Source organism: Streptomyces brevispora (assembly GCF_007829885.1).
Lineage (GTDB): Bacteria > Actinomycetota > Actinomycetes > Streptomycetales > Streptomycetaceae > Streptomyces > Streptomyces brevispora.
In genome coordinates this window covers 97,163-113,300 of sequence record NZ_VIWW01000001.1, presented here as the reverse complement: position 1 = coordinate 113,300, position 16,138 = coordinate 97,163, and the positions used below count along the sequence as shown (strand labels likewise).

At 71.8% G+C, this 16,138-nt stretch carries 16 protein-coding genes and 1 pseudogene; 6 read left to right on the top strand and 11 right to left on the bottom strand.

All coding sequences use genetic code 11. The features are described 5' to 3' along the window. Positions 1-210 precede the first annotated feature (210 nt). The 3 genes from FHX80_RS00575 to FHX80_RS00565 all read left to right on the top strand — a co-directional run bounded on the left by FHX80_RS00575 (position 211) and on the right by FHX80_RS00565 (position 3,299). Complete coding sequence (locus FHX80_RS00575) at positions 211-753, top strand: Clp protease N-terminal domain-containing protein (protein ID WP_145762280.1); 543 nt, start codon at positions 211-213, stop codon at positions 751-753. A gap of 428 nt (positions 754-1,181) precedes the next feature. Next, positions 1,182-2,186 (top strand): EamA family transporter, encoded by a 1,005-nt coding sequence (locus tag FHX80_RS00570; protein ID WP_145762279.1) that lies wholly within the window; start codon positions 1,182-1,184, stop codon positions 2,184-2,186. A 156-nt stretch (positions 2,187-2,342) separates the two neighbouring features. Then, entirely contained in the window at positions 2,343-3,299 is a 957-nt protein-coding gene (locus FHX80_RS00565) for a DMT family transporter (RefSeq protein WP_145762278.1), read from the top strand. A gap of 95 nt (positions 3,300-3,394) precedes the next feature. Here the strand turns inward: FHX80_RS00565 and FHX80_RS00560 are convergent, their stop codons facing one another. After that, complete coding sequence (locus tag FHX80_RS00560) at positions 3,395-4,090, bottom strand: pyridoxamine 5'-phosphate oxidase family protein (protein WP_145762277.1); 696 nt, start codon at positions 4,088-4,090, stop codon at positions 3,395-3,397. 35 nt (positions 4,091-4,125) lie between these two features. Between FHX80_RS00560 and FHX80_RS00555 the strand changes: the two genes are divergently transcribed. Next, the gene (locus FHX80_RS00555; protein WP_145762276.1) at positions 4,126-5,457 is read left to right on the top strand and encodes an aminotransferase class I/II-fold pyridoxal phosphate-dependent enzyme; all 1,332 of its coding nucleotides are present in this window, start codon (positions 4,126-4,128) and stop codon (positions 5,455-5,457) included. Position 5,458: 1 nt separating this feature from the next. Here FHX80_RS00555 and FHX80_RS00550 read toward each other — a convergent pair whose 3' ends face one another. After that, positions 5,459-6,526: a DMT family transporter gene (locus FHX80_RS00550; protein WP_208764555.1), complete on the bottom strand. Its 1,068-nt coding sequence runs from the start codon at positions 6,524-6,526 to the stop codon at positions 5,459-5,461. A gap of 74 nt (positions 6,527-6,600) precedes the next feature. Between FHX80_RS00550 and FHX80_RS00545 the strand changes: the two genes are divergently transcribed. Next, positions 6,601-7,524, top strand: a complete 924-nt coding sequence (locus FHX80_RS00545) for a LysR family transcriptional regulator (protein ID WP_145762274.1) — start codon at positions 6,601-6,603, stop codon at positions 7,522-7,524. A gap of 155 nt (positions 7,525-7,679) precedes the next feature. Here the strand turns inward: FHX80_RS00545 and FHX80_RS00540 are convergent, their stop codons facing one another. Next, positions 7,680-8,156 (bottom strand): pyridoxamine 5'-phosphate oxidase family protein, encoded by a 477-nt coding sequence (locus FHX80_RS00540; RefSeq protein WP_145762273.1) that lies wholly within the window; start codon positions 8,154-8,156, stop codon positions 7,680-7,682. A 111-nt stretch (positions 8,157-8,267) separates the two neighbouring features. On the opposite strand from FHX80_RS00540, the gene FHX80_RS00535 reads away from it, so the two are divergent. Next, positions 8,268-8,918, top strand: coding sequence for a cysteine hydrolase family protein (locus FHX80_RS00535; RefSeq protein WP_145762272.1), 651 nt, complete (start codon positions 8,268-8,270; stop codon positions 8,916-8,918). Here the strand turns inward: FHX80_RS00535 and FHX80_RS00530 are convergent. The 8 genes and pseudogenes from FHX80_RS00530 to FHX80_RS00495 form a co-directional block, all read right to left on the bottom strand. Further along, the gene (locus FHX80_RS00530) at positions 8,902-9,372 is read right to left on the bottom strand and encodes a Rieske (2Fe-2S) protein (protein WP_145762271.1); all 471 of its coding nucleotides are present in this window, start codon (positions 9,370-9,372) and stop codon (positions 8,902-8,904) included. The two genes, FHX80_RS00535 and FHX80_RS00530, sit on opposite strands and share 17 nt — an antisense overlap. A gap of 96 nt (positions 9,373-9,468) precedes the next feature. Continuing rightward, positions 9,469-10,094 (bottom strand): annotated as a pseudogene (locus tag FHX80_RS00525) (prolyl oligopeptidase family serine peptidase); the annotation flags it as partial. A 187-nt stretch (positions 10,095-10,281) separates the two neighbouring features. After that, on the bottom strand, positions 10,282-11,487 hold the full coding sequence (locus FHX80_RS00520) for a cytochrome P450 family protein (protein ID WP_145767009.1): 1,206 nt from the start codon (positions 11,485-11,487) through the stop codon (positions 10,282-10,284). 117 nt (positions 11,488-11,604) lie between these two features. After that, the gene (locus FHX80_RS00515; RefSeq protein ID WP_145762270.1) at positions 11,605-12,906 is read right to left on the bottom strand and encodes a cytochrome P450; all 1,302 of its coding nucleotides are present in this window, start codon (positions 12,904-12,906) and stop codon (positions 11,605-11,607) included. Beyond that, positions 12,903-13,520 (bottom strand): GTP-binding protein, encoded by a 618-nt coding sequence (locus FHX80_RS00510; RefSeq protein WP_145762269.1) that lies wholly within the window; start codon positions 13,518-13,520, stop codon positions 12,903-12,905. The genes FHX80_RS00515 and FHX80_RS00510 overlap by 4 nt, the downstream gene beginning before the upstream one ends. Before the next feature lie 52 nt (positions 13,521-13,572). Continuing rightward, on the bottom strand, positions 13,573-13,932 hold the full coding sequence (locus FHX80_RS00505) for a DUF742 domain-containing protein (RefSeq protein WP_145762268.1): 360 nt from the start codon (positions 13,930-13,932) through the stop codon (positions 13,573-13,575). Continuing rightward, the gene (locus FHX80_RS00500; RefSeq protein ID WP_145762267.1) at positions 13,929-14,375 is read right to left on the bottom strand and encodes a roadblock/LC7 domain-containing protein; all 447 of its coding nucleotides are present in this window, start codon (positions 14,373-14,375) and stop codon (positions 13,929-13,931) included. The genes FHX80_RS00505 and FHX80_RS00500 overlap by 4 nt, the downstream gene beginning before the upstream one ends. Next, positions 14,372-15,907, bottom strand: coding sequence for an ATP-binding protein (locus FHX80_RS00495; protein WP_208764758.1), 1,536 nt, complete (start codon positions 15,905-15,907; stop codon positions 14,372-14,374). The genes FHX80_RS00500 and FHX80_RS00495 overlap by 4 nt, the downstream gene beginning before the upstream one ends. Positions 15,908-16,138: the final 231 nt, after the last annotated feature.

The following is a 16,138-nucleotide window of genomic DNA, read 5'->3' as shown; positions in this document are numbered from 1 at the left end:
TCCGGGCTGTGGGACGTGTACGGGCGGGCTCCGGTTGCTCCGGGCGTGCATGGCAAGGCGGCGCGCGCCGATTGCCGGGATCGGATTGCAGAACGGCGCGATCTCATCCGTAAGGAGGAGGAGTCGCGCTTCCGTGCCCAACTCGGGTGGGATGCGTCAATGGGCCTCTCCGGGGACGTTCCGGCCCGTAAGGACTGATGAGGTGGGAGTGTGCAGAACCGGACACCGCGGATTCCTCAGCAGCCCGCACCGAATCACCGTGCCGAGACCGATGCCGGACTCACCGCGGAGCTGGCCGCCGTGGTGACGGGTGCGCGCAGGCGCGCGCTCCGCGACGGCGACCAGCAGATCGACACGGCCCATCTGCTGCACTCCCTGATCGAATCGGACCCCGAGGTCCGCACCGCCTTCGCCGGTGGACCGCAGTTGGCCAGAGTGCTCGGCTACCTCGTCCAGCGCAGCATCGGCTATGGGCTCCGCTGGCAGGGCGCGATCGAGGACTCCGGAGCGATTCCGGTGGTGTCGGGCACGCCGGACACGGGGGTGGAGCACTGGTCTCCCTCCGCGGCCTCCGCGATGGACGACGCGCACCGGCGCGCGCGACTCCGGGGCAGGGAACAGGCCTGCGGCCTCGATCTGATCGCCGCACTGGCCGCGGACCGGCGGTGCCGGGCCGTCGAGGTGCTGGAGCGGGCGGGCGTGGACGCGGCGCTGCTCGCGGACCGGATCGGCGAGGCCTCCGGCCGGGAGTGACCGCCGGGATCGGTCCGGCGGTGCGAGAGTGGCGACGGCCGGGCGGGGCAGGGCGCCGAAGCGGTCGGCGGGGCACCCCGCAGGGCGTCGAGCTTCAGCAGTCGATGACCGATGGTGACGCCCGGCGTCGTGGTCGCGCGGCTGTGGTGGAGGCGGCCGGGGGGCATGCACTTGTCCCCAAGCTGCTGAACGTCGACGCCGGGGGCGGTCTGATCACGCGGGTCCGCGACTCCATGGACGCGCCGGGTGTGGCCCGTGCGGGTTGCGTCGGCCGCCGGGGGCGCCGACACGTAGGAGACGGACGGGCCGTGTGGGGCGTCCGTGTATTGCCGGGGCGTGCATGTCAGGGGCGACAGTGACATCGGAGTGTTACCCGCGTCAGGCGTCATAGGGGTGACGCTCCTGACTGCAACTGTCATGATGTGCCGATGCACGCGTCTCAGGGGAGAAGCGCCGGCCTGGGACTCGCCCTCGCCTCGGCCTTCGCATTCGGCGGTTCCGGAGTGGCGGCCAAGCCGCTGATCGAGGCGGGGCTCGACCCGCTCCATGTGGTGTGGCTACGGGTGACGGGCGCCGCGCTCGTCATGCTGCCCGTGGCCTGGCGCCATCGCGCTCTGGTACGCAGCCGGCCCGTGCTGCTGCTGGGATTCGGCCTGCTCGCCGTCGCGGGCGTCCAGGCCTTCTACTTCGCGGCGATCTCCCGCGTCCCGGTCGGGGTCGCCCTGCTGGTCGAATACCTCGCACCGGCGCTCGTCCTCGGCTGGGTGCGCTTCGTCCAGCGCCGCCCGGTGACGCGGGCGGCCGCCGTCGGTGTGGTCCTGGCGGTGGGCGGTCTGGCGTGCGTGGTCGAGGTGTGGGCCGGGCTGAGCTTCGACGTCGTCGGACTGCTCCTCGCACTCGGCGCCGCCTGCTGCCAGGTCGGCTACTTCGTCCTCTCCGATCAGGGCAGCGGCGAGTCGGCGGCGGGCGCCGAATCCCCGCACCCGGTCGGGGTCATCGCCTACGGGCTGCTGATCGGCGCCGCCGTTCTCACCGTGGTGGCCCGGCCGTGGGACATGGACTGGTCCCTGCTCGGCGGAAGCACCACCATGAACGGCACGGATGTGCCCGCCTGGCTGCTGCTCCTCTGGATCGTGCTGCTCGCCACCGTGATCGCGTACGTCACCGGCGTGATCTCGGTGCGGATGCTGTCCCCGGCTGTCGCGGGTGTCGTGGCCTGTCTGGAGGCGGTCATCGCGACCGTGCTGGCCTGGGTGCTGCTCGGGGAACATCTGGCCGCCCCGCAGCTCATCGGCGGCGCCCTGGTGCTGTTCGGCGCCTTCATCGCGCAGTCCTCGACACCGAAGGGGCCCTCCGGGCCCTTCGCTTCGGGGCCCGGCGGCGAGCTCGTCGGGACGGAGGGGGAGTTGTCCGCCGACCGCCCCGCCTCGTAGGGTGACGATCATGCGTTTGACCGTACTTCCGCCGCCTGCCGCCTAGCGCGGGCGGCCACATCTGACGAAGACCGGGCTCGGGCAGTCCCGAGCGGTTCGTCGCTGGTCGCGTGCGGAGCCGAGCGACCACCCTCCCGTCTTCCTTGGAGAAGTCACGTGTCGAATCCTGCTTCCGGCCTGTCCGTCGGGCGGAGCCTGTCCTATCTGATCATCGCCGGAGTGGCCTGGGGCACGGCCGGTGCCGCCGCCTCGCTGATCTTCGAGGCCAGTGATCTCGGCCCCCTCGCGCTGTCGTTCTGGCGCTGCGCGGGCGGCCTGGTACTCCTGCTCGCCGCGCTGGCGCTGCGGCCCGCGCGGGTGGTCACCGCTACCGAGTCCCGTCGTCGCCGACTGCTGCGCATCGTCGGCACCGGTGTGGGGCTCACCGTCTTCCAGACCGCGTACTTCGCCGCGGTCCAGGTCACCGGCCTCGCGGTCGGGACCGTCGTCACACTCGGGGCGGGCCCCGTCCTCATCGCCGTCGGCGCCCGGCTGGGCATGGGCGAGCGGCTGGGCGGCGGCGGGATCGCCGCGGTGGTGGGAGCACTGACCGGGCTCGCCGTACTGGTGCTCGGCGGCGACGCGGGTACGGTGCGGCCCGCCGGTGTCGCGCTGGCGCTGCTCTCCGCCGCCGGCTACGCGGCGATCACCCTGCTGACCCGTTGGCTCGGCCGTGACGGTGGCGGTACGGACGCGCTCGCCACCAGTGCCTGGGCGTTCGCGGTCGCCGCGGTCGTGCTGCTGCCGATGGCGGCCGGTGAGGGGCTCGTGCCGCAGACCGCGCACACGGCACAGGTGGTGATCCTGCTCGTGTACGTGGCGGCGATCCCGACCGCGCTCGCCTACGCGCTCTACTTCGCGGGGGCCGCCGTGGTGCGCGCTGCCACCGTGTCGGTGATCATGCTTCTCGAACCGGTGAGTGCGGCGGTGATCGCCGTCGTGGTCCTCCACGAGGAGCTCACCGCGGCCACCGTCGCCGGGACCCTGCTGCTGCTCACGGCGGTGGCCGGGCTGGCGGTGGCCGAGACCCGCGTCGCCGCGAACGCCCGCCGCGAGGCGGCCGTCCACGTCTGACCGCCGGGTGGCGGGCCGCTCGGTTTTGATGAGGGCCCGCCGCCTCCGGGTGGTTCGGAGCGCCTGGAACACAGCGATGAGAGCCTGCCGGTGGTTCAGAGTGCCTTGAGATAGTCCGGAACCGGGATGGCGGGATCGAGGTCGGCCGCGGGGACCGGGGCGGCGAAGCCGTGCGTGAGGGGGACGACGCCCGTCCAGTGGGGCAGGCCGAGATCCTCTGGGTCGTCGTCCGGGCCGCCGGTGCGGACCTTCGCGGACACCTCCCGCAGATCCAGCCGGAGCACGGCGGTGGCGGCCAGCTCCTTCTCGTCGGCCGGCCGTGAGTCCCGTGAGCGCCCCGGAACCACCTGCTCCACGATCGCGTCGAGCGCGGTGCGCCGCTCCTCGGGGTCGGTCACCGCGTGAGCGATGCCATGGACCACCACGGAGCGGTAGTTGAGCGAGTGGTGGAAGGCGGAGCGGGCCAGCACCAGGCCGTCGACATGTGTCACCGTCAGGCACACGGCGAGGCCGTCGGAGCTCTTGCCCGCCGCCCGCAGCGGGCGGGAGCCGGTGGAGCCGTGCACGTAGAGCCGCTCGCCGACCCGGCCGAAGAGTGTCGGCAGGACGACGGGGGCGCCGTCGCGCACGAAGCCGAGATGGCAGACGTAGGCCTCGTCGAGTATCGAGTGGATCTGTGCGCGGTCGTAGCCGGCCCGTTCGCGGGAGCGGGTCGGGACCGTGCGCCCGGTCGGTTCGTAAGCGGCTGCGGCGTCCGGGCCCGGGGTCTGCGGCCGTTCGGTGTCCGGCATTGCGTACTCCATTGCACTAGTGCATACTCTTGTTTGTGCTAGGAGAGTATCGGATCGCGGGACGGCGTGCATCGGAAATTGCGGCCGGCGTGGAGCAGGCGGTCGGCTCCGGGGAGCTGGCTCCCGGTCAAGTGCTGCCGCCCATGAGGGAGTTGGCGGCTCGACTGGAGGTGAACCCCAATACGGTGGCGGCCGCCTATCGCACCCTGCGCGAGCGCGGGGTGATCGAGACCGCCGGGCGCAAGGGCAGTCGGGTCCGGCCGCGCCCCGCGAACACCGTGCGTGGATCGCTGCGGATCGAGGCGCCGCCCGGGGTGCGGGACCTGGGGAAGGGGAATCCTGACCCGGCGCTGCTGCCCGCCCTGGGCGAGGCGTTCGCCGCGGTCGCCGAGGCGTATGCGCAGGCGCCGGGGATGTACGCGCAGGCGCCCGTGGACCCGGAGTTCGCCGCGCTCGCACGAAGCGAGTTGGACGCCGACGGCGTTCCGGCCGGGCCGGTGATCGCCACCTCGGGATCGCTCGACGCGATCGAACGGGTGCTGACCGCCCATCTCAGACCCGGCGACGCGGTAGCCGTCGAGGACCCGGGCTGGGGCAGCCTGCTGGATCTCGTGCCGGCGCTGGGAATGCGTCCCGTACCCGTCGCGCTCGACGACGACGGGCCGTTGCCGGACGCCCTGGAAGCGGCACTGAAGGCCGGCGCCCGTGCGGTCGTCGTCACCGACCGGGCGCAGAATCCGACCGGGGCCGCGATCGGCGCCGCGCGGGCGGCCGAACTGCGCGCGGTGCTCGCCGGCCACCGGGGCGTGCTGCTGATCGAGGACGACCACGGGCACGCCATCGTCGATCTGCCACTGCACCCCCTGGCGGGCGCCACGGACCGCTGGGCGTTCGTACGGTCGGTCGCCAAGGCGTACGGGCCGGATCTGCGGGTCGCCGTGCTGACGGGCGACGCCGTCACGGCCGACCGGGTCTCGGGGCGGCAGATGCTGGGACCCGGGTGGGTCAGCAGGCTGCTGCAACGGGCGATGGTGCACCTGTGGACCGCGGGCGCCGTGGACTCACGGGCGGTGGCCCGGTCCTACGCGCATCGCCGGGACGCCCTCGTGCGGGCGCTGGAGGCCCGGGGCGTCGAGGCGCACGGCCGCAGCGGGATGAACGTGTGGGTCCCTGTGAGTGACGAGACCGGGGCCGTGGCGCGGTTGTTGCACGCGGGCTGGGCGGTGGCGCCCGGAGCCCGGTTCCGGATGTCCGCGCCCCAGGGGATCCGGATCACCGTGTCACCGCTCGAGGACGCGGACATCGGGCCGCTGGCGGATGCGGTGGCGGCAGCGGCGGGGCCCGCCAAGCCGCTGAGCTACGGCTGAGCTACCGCCGGACGGGGGCGGGCTCCGGCAAGGTGGGTACCTTGCCGGCCCGTGGCCTGCTCTGGGTCAGGGCGGCCCCCGCCAGGACCACGAGGGCGCCGACCGGGGTGTTCCAGCTCAGATCTTCGCCGAGCAGGGTGACCCCGGCGGCGGTGGCGATCACCGGGATGAAGTAGGTGACCATCTGCGCGGTCGTCGGGCCGACCTCGGTGACCAGCCCGTACTGGAGGAGCACGGCGAGTCCCGTGCCGAGGGCCCCCAGGGCGACCACGGCGAGGGTGGGCAGCAAGGGGAATCCGGCCGGGGCCGAGGTGAACAGTGGAGTCACCAGGGCGAGTTGCACGGTCCCCAGGAAGAGCTGGCTGCCCGTGAGCGCGAGTGTCGAGGAACCGCTGCCCGCCAGTGTCCGGCGGACGTAGATCCAGCCGATCGGATAGCTGAGGGAGGCCAGGAGCGCCATCGCCGTGCCGGTGAAGTCCAGGCCGGAGAAGCCCTGCCAGGCACCCAGCACGGTCAGTACCCCGAGGAAGCCGAGCCCGAGGCCGGCCACCCGTCGGCGGGTCGGCCGGTCCTCCGAGAGCGCGACCAGCGACAGCGCCATGCCCCACAGCGGTGAGGTCGCGTTGCAGATACCGGCCAGCGTCGAGGGGATGGTCAGTTCGGCGTACGCGAAGAGCGAGAATGGCAGCGCGTTGAGGAAGAACGCGGCGACGGCCAGATGGCCCCAGGTGCGGGCGGTGCGCGGCAGGCGCTCCCGCTTCACCGCCATCGCCACGGCGAGCACGGCCGTGCCCGACAGCAGTCGGCCGAGAGTGACCTGGAACGGGGCGTACCCGTCGGTGCCGACCTTGATCAGGAGAAAGCTGAATCCCCAGATGAGCGAGAGTGCCGCGAAGCGCAGCCGCCAGTCCAGCGCCGGACGGTGGGCGGGGCCGGCAGAGGAGGAAGAGGAGGAAAGGGAGGCGGGGGAGGGGGTCGGTGTGTCGGCAGCCCGGGCCGCCGACGGGGCCGTTGGTGCAGGTGGTACCGGCGGTGCGGGCAATGCGGGCGGTACGGGCGGTGCGCTCATGGGCTCCACGATGACGAATTCAATCTCGTAGCACAAGTGAGAGTTTGTGCGATCGTCCGCGTAGTATCGCTTATATGTTGAACCTGGAGCGCCTGCGCACCCTGGATGCCCTCGCCCGGCTCGGTTCGGTCAGTGGCGCCGCCGAGGGGCTGCACGTCACGACGTCGGCCGTCTCACAGCAGATGGCGAAGCTGGAGCGCGAGGTGGGGCAGCAACTGCTCGCCAAGAACGGCCGCGGGGTCCGGCTCACCGACGCGGGACAACTACTCGCCGATCACGCCGCCCGGATCCTCTCCCAGGTCGAGCTCGCCCAGTCCGACATCGAGGCACAGCGGGGCGAGGTGGTGGGCGAGATCCGGTTGGGCGCGTTCCCCACCGCGGCCCGCGGACTCTTCCCGTCCACCCTGCTCGCCCTGCGCGCGGATCACCCAGAACTCCGGGTGCGCACCCGGGAGCTGGAGCCCGAGGCCGGAATCCATGCCGTGTTCAGGGGCGACATCGACCTCGCGGTGGTGCTGGACTGGAGTAACAAGCGGCTGCCGGTACCGGGTGGTCTCGCCACGGCGCAACTGCTCGACGACGCGCCGGACATCGCGATGCCTGTCGGTCATCCGCTCGCGGACCGGGCCGAGGTGGACTTGGAGGACTTCGCCGACGACGACTGGGTGTCCTGGCCCGAGGGCGAATTCTGTTATGAGTGGCTGATGTTCACCCTCCGTTCCAAGGGTATCGAACCGCGTATCGCCCATCTGGCGGGCGAACATCACACCCAACTCGCTCTGATCGCAGCTGGGATGGGGGTCTGTGTGGCGCCCCGGCTGGGCCGTGGACCGGTGCCGGACGGGGTGCGGCTGGTGCCCGTACGGCAGAAGATGCGGCGTCACGTCCATGCCGTCTGGCGGGCGGACGCGGACCGGCGGCCGTCGATCAGGGCCGCGGTCGCGGCGCTGCGGGAGGCGGGCCGGGCGCTGGACGAGCCGTTGGGGGAGGACAGGTAGGGCCCGGCGGCGGTGACGGGGGCGGGGACGGTGCGCGATGCCGCCCGCGCCCGCCACTGCCCGCCGTTCGTCGCTGACCGCAGGCCGCCCGTGCCCACCATCCGCCCGAGCCCGCCACCCGTCACCGCCCGCGGCTCCGATGGCCGCGGGGGCTGTCAGACGGTCGGCGGATCGGAGAGTTTGCCGAAGTCCCATGAGGTGACGGCCTTGGGGGTGAGCCGCAGCCACGCGTGCCGGCCGTCGTGCGGCATCACCTCCATGCCGAAGTACTTCGCCGCGAACAGCTCCTCGGGGACAGCGAGTTCGGGGCAGGGTTCGCCGGTACGCGGTGCCTCGCCGACGAACGCCACCTCGCCGGAGAGCTCGATGCCGCGCAGTTCCCCGTACTCCACCCCGTCGTCGACGACCACGGCGATGTGCGGGTCGTGGCCCAGGTGCGACCAGCGCAGGCTGCGGGTGATCGAGTAGAGCCACAGCGACGTGCCGTCCCAGCAGAACCAGAGCGCCCCGACGTGCGGACGGCCGTCCGGGCCGACGGTGGCGACCCGGCAGGTGCGCTGTTCTGCGAGGTAGGTGTCACGTTCCTCGTCCGTCATCATGATCCGGCGGCCCCGTCGCTGAATGACGGCCATGAGAAGCCCCTCCTGATAGCTGACTATGTGTCAGGAATCATGGAGCCTCTTCCCTCATCGCGCAATGGAGGTTAGCCTCGCGCGCCCGTTCCGTCGCCGAGAGGGGCAGTCGTGCCGTCCGTGGAACAGCTCGCCGAGCAGATCGATCCGGACTCCACCGTCCTGCTGACGGTGGAGTGTCAGCAGGGTGTGGTGGGACCCGGCAGCGCGCTGCCCGAACTCGCCAAGGAGGCCAGGTCCTCGGGGGCGCTGCACAATGTGGCCCGGCTGGTCGCCGCCGCCCACGAGGCCGGTGTCCAGGTACTGCACGCCGTGGCCGAACGCCGCCCCGACGGCCGCGGCGCCAACCGCAACGCCCGGCTCTTCCGCGCCGCCGGGCGACTGCCCGTGCAGCAGCACTCCGGTACCACGGCGGTTCGGATCGCCGAGCCGATCGAGGTGGCGGACGAGGACCTCGTCGTCCGCAGGCTGCACGGTCTCTCGCCCATCGCGGGCACGGATGTGGACGCGTTGCTCCGTAACCTCGGCTGTCGCACGCTCGTCGTCACCGGGGTGTCGGCCAACGTGGCCATTCCCAACGCGGTGTTCGACGCGGTGAACCTCGGCTATACGGCGGTGGTGCCGTCCGATGCCATCGCGGGGGTGCCTGCCGACTACACCCCCGCGATGATCCGCAACACTCTCGCCCTGGTCGCCACGGTCGCCACCACGGACGATGTGCTCGGCTGCTGGCTGAGGGGCCGCTCTAGGACGCGAGGCTGATCGAGCCGTCCTGGACCGTGATCGGGGTGGCCGGCAGGGGCTCGGTGGCGGGGCCGACCTTGACGCTGCCCGTCGCCATGTCGAACTTGCTGCCGTGACAGGGGCAGTTGATCGTGCCGTCCGTGACGCTCGACACCGCGCAGCCCATGTGTGTGCACTTCGACGAGAATGCCTTGAACTCACCGGCCGTGGGCTGCGTCACCACGACTTTCTGCCGCGTGAAGATCTTGCCGCCGCCCTCCGGGATGTCGGTGGTCTTCGCGAGAACGGTGCCCCCGACGTCAGCCCGGCCGCCGTCGGCCTCGCTGCCGTCGGTCTGCTTGACGCGACCGGAATCGGCCGCCTCCTTCGAGCCGCCGCACGCGGTGAGTACGGCAGCCACGGAAGCAGCGCCGGCGGCTGTGACGACGGTCCGGCGTCCGGGACGGACCTCGGGGTCCTGCGATGTGCTCATAATGGCTTTCCCTTCCACGGTCTACTTGTTCACGGTGTACTTGGCTCCGGAGCGCCGGCGCTTCGTCCAGGGGCAGGCGCAGCCGGCACCCCGTGTTCAAAGCCCCAGGGACTTCCTCAGGCAGTCCCGCTCCAGCAGCAGCGGATTGCTCGCCATCCACTCCTGGCCGACCAGATGACCGGCGCCCGACAGCGGCAGCCCCGTATGCGGCCGGCCGGCGGCCAGCAGCGCTGCGGAGAACCGCAGTGTGTGAGCCACGGCCACATTGTCATCGGCAAGTCCGTGCACCAGCATGAGCGGCCGGACCAGATCCCCGGCTCGCCCAGGAGGGAATTGCGGGTGTAGTTGTCCGGAAACCAATCCGGGTGGGCCAGGAACCTTTCCTCCCCATGGGTGTCGTAGAGCCGCCGGTCGATTGACGCCGCGCCCGCGATCGCGGCATGGAAGACCTCCGGACGACGCAGCACGGCAGCCGCCGCCAGAAAGCCGCTGAACGACCAGCCACGCATCGCCACCCGCGTCAGGTCCAGGTCGGGGCGGTGCGCCGCCGCCGCGTGCAACGCGTCGATCTGGTCCTCCAGCACGACGGTGAGCCGGTCGCCGTGCACCGATTTCTCCCAGGCCTCACCGCGCCCCGGTGTGCCCCGCCCGTCGGTCACCAGGACCGCGAACCCCTGCTCGGCGAACCACTGGGCGACCGCGACCCACCAGGTGCGCGCTTTCCGAGCGAGAAGCGCCGGGTACGGGCGAACTGGAGAGGGAACCGTTCCGCGGCGGTCGCGGAGGCATCGGCCGGTGCGTCCAAGGGGGGCATGGCGACACTGACAGGTCGAACTCCGCCGGATCCGCCGGCGATCGGCCCTGCGTGACCGGAGGTTCCTTCCCGGGCGTGCGGCGGAAGGACCGGCCTCAGCCGCGCAGCCGTACCGGAAGCCGCTGCACGCTGTTGCCCACGAACGTTGCGTGCCGCGGCAGTTCGGACTCGGGGACGGCGAGATCGAGGTCGGGGAAGCGCGTGAAGAGCTGCTCCAGCGCGGCGGTGGCTTCCATCCGGGCCAGCGGGGCGCCCATGCAGTAGTGCGCGCCATGGCCCAGGGACAGATGCCGGGCCGCGTCGGTGCGGGTGATGTCGAAGCGTCCGGCATCGGGACCGTGGGCCGACGTGTCGCGGCCCGCCGCCGAGTAACCGGCGAGCACCGGGGTCCCCTTGGGGATCACGGTGCCGCCGATCCTGAGGTCGCGTGTCGGGTAGCGGAACGGGAAGTAGCTGACCGGGCTGTCCCAGCGCAGCGTCTCCTCGACCACGTCCGCCCAGCTCGCGCTGCCCGACCGAACCAGGGCGAGCTGGTCGCGGTGCGTGCACAGGGCCCGGACGGCGTTGGTGATCAGATTGAGCGTCGTCTCGTGGCCGGCGATGATCGTGAGCATCAGGGTGCCGATCAGCTCGTGCGGACTGAGCCGGTCGCCGTTCTCCTCTCGGGCCGCGATCAGCGCACTGGTGAGATCGTCCCCCGGACTCTCCGTCCGGGCGGCGGCGACCGCGCTCAGCACCTCCACCATCTCGCGGTTGGCCGCCGTCGCCTCCTCGGGGCCGATGTCCGTGGCGACAATCTGGTTGGACAGCTCGTGCAGCCGGTCGTGGTGTCCGGCATCCACGCCCAGCAGCTCGCAGATGACGCCCATCGGCAACGGCAACGCGAAGTGCGTACGCAGATCGGCGACACCGTCACCTGCGGCGGCCGCCTCCTCGAGCTCGTCCAGGAGCGAGGCCGTCAACGCCTCGATGCGTGGCCGCAGTTCCTCGACGCGGCGCGCGGTGAACGCCTTGCTCATCAGGGACCGCAGCCGCCGGTGGTCGACGCCGTCGGCGGTCGTCATCCCCTGCACCGTGGCGAACGTCTTCAGCGGCCAGCCGTCAGGGATCTCACCGGCCTGGAGCGCCGCGAAGTGCTGTGCGTTCTTCGCGACGTCGGGGTGCGAGAGGAACTCCTTGAGCGCGTCGTGACCCAGTACCGCCATGCCCTCCACCTCGCCGGGGAGGATCACCGGCGTGACGGCGCCCTGGGCCAGCAGGCGGGCGTTGGCCGCGTGCGGACAGCCGCCCGCCGGGTCCATGCGGTGGCGGCTTTCGGCTGCGGAGTTGACCGGGGACGTGTTCAACAGGGTTCTCCAGACTGAGGGATGCGGTGAGGGGAATCGCGGAGCACGCCGCGCCGGGCCGTGTGTGACGAGTCAGTGGGGCGCGGTCGGCGAGGCCAGGGGCGGAGGCACCGGGCTCTGTGGAAGTTGCGGATCGCTGAAGCGGACGGGCAGCGCGCCCAGGCCCTTGCTCCAGGGCGACTTGATCCATTCCAGTTCGCTCTCCGGGATGGCGAGTTCCAGATCGGGCAGCCGGTGCAGGATCGTGTCCACCGCGGTCCGGGTGATCAGCCGCGCCGGGTCCTGTGCGGGACAGGTGTGCGGGCCCGCGCCGAACGCCAGGTGGGAACGGTTGCCGACCACCGGTGCGCCGTCGCCGGGGAGTATCTCCGGATCCGCGTTGGCCGCTGCCAGGCCCAGGATCAGCATGTCGCCCGTGCGGATGTCCTGGCCGCCGAAGCGCATGTCGCGGGTGGCGTAGCGGGCGGGGAAGTTCTGGGTGGGCGGGAAGCGCCACAGGACCAGGTCGAGCGCGTCGTCCACGCTGAGGTGCCCGCCGGTCAGCGAGGAGCGGAACGCGGGATCGCAGAGCAGGATGCGCAGCGTGGTGGCGATCCAGTTGACCGTGGTCTGGTTGCCCGCGACGAACATCACGACCAGGTTGTGCAGTACCTCCTCATCGGTGAGTCGCGCCGGGTGGTGCAGCAGGGCCGAGGTGATGTCGTCGCCGCGGTGACGTCGCTTCTCCTCGATCAACGCGAGCAGGATGGCGCCCATCCGCCTGCTGGCGTCGGCGGACACGCTGCTGGCTGCCACCGTTCCGGCGACGGCCTCCACCAGTTCCCGGCCGGTCCGGTCGTCCACGCCCAGCAGCCCGGTGATCACCTGCATCGGCAGTCTGCGGGCGTAGTCGGCGACAAGGTCCGCCTCGCCGTGCCCCGCGAACGACACGATCAGTTCTTCGGCGGCGCCCCGGACGCTGCGGCGCAGTTCGTGTCCGTTGATGCCGGCCAGCGCGTCCGAGACGGCGGCCCGCATCCTGCGGTGCTGTTGTCCGTCGGCGAACAGCAGCGCGGGCCGCCAGCCGACCAGCGGCAGGAGCGGCGAGTCGGCGGGTACCCGCCCCTCCCGCAGCAGGCTCCAGTGGCGCGGGTCGTGCGAGAAGTCCTGCTCCTCGCGGGTGAGCCGGAGCAGCTCGCGGTGGCTCACCACGAGCCAGGCGTCGATGCCGGGGGCGATGGAGACCGGCACCACCGGGCCGTGCGCGCGGCGCATCTCCTCGTACAGGGCGGGCATCGCGTCGCCGTCGAGGCCGGGTCCGTACAGTGCGGTCGTCGAGGTCCCGGTCACGGGGCAGTGGGTGGCGGGCCCGGTCGTGGGGTGCGGCGTACTCATGAGGGCTCCGTGGCGGTGTCGATGAGGTGGCGCACGAGAGCGGCCAGGGCCCGGATCGACGACGCCCGGTCACGCGCGTCGCAGGTCACTAGGGGTGTCCCGGGGAGCAGATCGAGCGCCGAGCGCAGGTCGTCCACGCCGTACCGGGGGCTCCCGGGGAAGGTGTTGACCGCGATGGCGAACGGCAGGTCGAGGTCCTCAAGATTGCCCAGGGCGTCGAACGACGCGGTCAGATCCCGGGTGTCCACCAGAGCGAGCGCGCCGAGCGCGCCCTTGGCCAGGTCCCGCCAGGCCGGCAGGAACCGCTGCTGACCGGGTGTGCCGAACAGATAGAGGACCAGGTCGCCGTCGATGGTCAGCCGACCGAAGTCCAGGGAGACCGTCGTGGTCGTCTTGGCGCAGTCCACGGCGGTGTCGACGCCGGCCCCCGCCTGGGACATCGCGGCCTCGGTGAACAGCGGCTTGATCTCCGACACGGTTCCGACCAGCGTGGTCTTGCCCACCCCCAGCGGGCCGACGACCAGGATCTTCGCCGCGCCCGCGACGCTTGAGGTGAGGTACTTCCCGGAGTCGGGCGCGGAGACCGAGGCGGGGGCACGCGGCGGGTCGGTCATCAAGGGAGCTCCACCGGTCGTCAAGGGGGCTTCACCGGCCTCCGAGGGGGCTTCAGAGGTTGCTTTCGAGACCATGGAGGACCTTTCTGAGCATGGTCACATCGGCGCGTTCGGCCGGGGGAATGGGCGGGCGGGTCACGATCAGCCCCCATTCGAGGAGATCGAAGAGCAACACCTGGATGACCGAGGGTGGTTGACCGATGTGGGCGGCCACCTCCGCTACCGAGATGAGCCCCTCGCAGTGCGCAAGGATGGCGAGGTGCTCCGGCTGGAGCGAAGCGGGGAACGCCTCCTCCGTCGCCATCACCAGGGACTCCCAGGACAGCGGCTCACCGCCGGTCTCCGCGCGGCCGCCGGTGATCACATAGGGGCGGATCGCCGAGGCCCTCGGCTCCTCGGGCCGGTCCGTCATGACGACGCGGCGGCCTGATCCCGCGGCAGGCTGGTGAGGTGCGCGCCGATCTTCGCCACCAACAGCTGCATCTGCTGTGCCACGAGGCCCACGTCAGCCTCCAGGTCGGTCGCCACACCCAGTTGCGCGCCCACCCCGGCATGGGTGAACAGGACGAACCCGTGGTCCGACTCCAGCATCAGCTGACGCACACCGGCGCCGGCGCCGAACAGCAGCGCGGTCGTGGACCGGCCCGTCATGGTCATCGCCGCGCAGGCCGCCGAGAGAGATTCCGCCTCGGCGACGCTCAGGGCGGCCACGGGGCCCGAGAGGCTCTCCGCGGACGCGTGCCCGAGCCGCAGGCCGTCCTCGGAGACGACCACGGCGTGCCGGACGCCAGGGATCTCCGTGAGCGGGCGGAGCATCCAGCCCAGGTCGGGGAGTCGGGTGATGGTTCCGGTCACGACCGGCCTCCGTCGCGCTTGTGGGGGGAGCTGTGCAGGGACTGTTCACCGTGCGGCGGGGGCGCCGCTGACGGGCCGGGGGGCTGTGCCGCTCGCGTCTCGTCCGCGTCGAGGGCCGCGCGGCCGCGCGCCGTGCCGGACACCACACTGGCGATCGACGCGCGTGCCGCTTCCGGTGTCCACGGCGTCGCGGACCCGCTTTCCGGTTGCTGTCGCGTCGCTGACTGCTGAGGCGCGGCCGGAACGGAACCGCGTCGGCTGCGCCGCCGGGGGAGGCCTACCGTGCTTCGGCCCGGCGCACTTGCCTCGTCCGCGGGAACGAAGTCGTCGTGCTGCGGCTGCGGCTGCGGCTGAGGCTGAGGCTGAGCTTGCGGCTGAGGCTGAGGCTGAGCTTGTGGCTGTGGCTGTGGCTGTGGTCGAGGCCGGGGTGGCGGTGCGGTCGGTTCGGCCTCCGGCCGACGGTCCGCGGTGAGCTGCGACAACGGCTCGGTCAGCAGCCGGAAGGGTACGAACATCACCGCCCGGGTGCCGCCGTACGCCGAGGCCCCGCTCAGCTCCACGTTGAAGCCGAGCTCCCGGCTCCAGCGCCCGACACAGGCCAGACCGAGCCGGGGCACCGCCCCCAGACGGGTCAGGTCCAGGTCGTCGCGGAGCTGGCCCAGCGCGTTCCGGAGCACATCCGGCGGCATTCCGAGCCCGGCGTCGTCGATCTCGACGACCGCACCGGCGCCCACCTCCCGCACGCTGACCACGACGTGGGAAGGCGAGGGCGAGAAGACCGTGGCGTTCTCCAGGAGTTCGGCCACGGCGTGCATCAGCCCCTCCACCGCCGGCGGCACCACAAACAGCGTCTGCCCGCCGTGGACCTCGATCCGTCCGAACTCGACGATGCGCGACTGCGCGCCCCGTACACAGTCGTAGAGCGAGACCGGCCGGGTCTCCCGACGGGCGGGCCAGATGCCGCACATCACCAGGAGGGTTTGCGCCTTACGGGTCATCTGCGAGGCCGCGTGATCGGCCTTCATCACATCGGCCATCAGGGCGGGGTCGTCGATGGAGCGTTCGACCTGGTCGAGTACCTGCTGCTGCACCGTGGCCATCACGTGCATGTTGCGCGCCACGGACTCGAAGGCGGCCTGCACCGAGTCGCGTAAGGCGCGTTCCCGTTGCACGGCCTCGTCCGACCCGAGTGCGACGACCACCGAGGCCAGGGCCCCGGCGAACTGCTCGCCGGTGTCGCACGGCGGGGCCAGCGGCCCCGGCGCACCGTCCAACCGCTGCCCGGTGCGCAGCCGTTGGGCGATCACCGGGACCCGGACCGTGGCGAGATGGGCCACCTCGGCGCCCCTGGCGGCGGCGATCCCGGCCGCCGAGGCGTGCTGGGTGCGCTCGACGGCCAGCTCCCGGCCGAGCAGCAGCACCCGGGCAAGTAACAGGACGGTGGCGGCGGCGCAGCCGGCCGCCAGGATCCGGCGCCATTCGGCATCCGCGGCAAGGGCGGCCGACACCGCACAGGCCGCCGCGAGCACCATGGCCACCGGCCAGACGACCGCCGGGCGGGCCCCCGGCCCGCTACGGGTACGGCTCACCACGTCGGCCTCGACCCGGCGACCTTGCAGACCACAGCCCCAGCCACGAACAATGAACCCTTCCGGACACGTCGAACTCCCTTGCGGCACCGGGAGCATGCCGAGCCTAGACCAACAGGTCTGTTTTTAAAGGCAACTGGGGAAGTCTCTCGTCGGGAGCCGGGCCGGCGTCGA

Coding starts and splice junctions, on each gene's coding strand:
- FHX80_RS00570 (WP_145762279.1), top strand. CDS start 1,182: ATGCACGCGTCTCAGGGGAGAAGCGCCGGCCTGGGACTCGCCCTCGCC.
- FHX80_RS00560 (WP_145762277.1), bottom strand. CDS start 4,090: ATGCCGGACACCGAACGGCCGCAGACCCCGGGCCCGGACGCCGCAGCC.
- FHX80_RS00550 (WP_208764555.1), bottom strand. CDS start 6,526: ATGAGCGCACCGCCCGTACCGCCCGCATTGCCCGCACCGCCGGTACCA.
- FHX80_RS00545 (WP_145762274.1), top strand. CDS start 6,601: ATGTTGAACCTGGAGCGCCTGCGCACCCTGGATGCCCTCGCCCGGCTC.
- FHX80_RS00540 (WP_145762273.1), bottom strand. CDS start 8,156: ATGGCCGTCATTCAGCGACGGGGCCGCCGGATCATGATGACGGACGAG.
- FHX80_RS00530 (WP_145762271.1), bottom strand. CDS start 9,372: ATGAGCACATCGCAGGACCCCGAGGTCCGTCCCGGACGCCGGACCGTC.
- FHX80_RS00520 (WP_145767009.1), bottom strand. CDS start 11,487: ATGGACCCGGCGGGCGGCTGTCCGCACGCGGCCAACGCCCGCCTGCTG.
- FHX80_RS00515 (WP_145762270.1), bottom strand. CDS start 12,906: ATGAGTACGCCGCACCCCACGACCGGGCCCGCCACCCACTGCCCCGTG.
- FHX80_RS00510 (WP_145762269.1), bottom strand. CDS start 13,520: ATGACCGACCCGCCGCGTGCCCCCGCCTCGGTCTCCGCGCCCGACTCC.
- FHX80_RS00505 (WP_145762268.1), bottom strand. CDS start 13,932: ATGACGGACCGGCCCGAGGAGCCGAGGGCCTCGGCGATCCGCCCCTAT.
- FHX80_RS00495 (WP_208764758.1), bottom strand. CDS start 15,907: ATGGTGCTCGCGGCGGCCTGTGCGGTGTCGGCCGCCCTTGCCGCGGAT.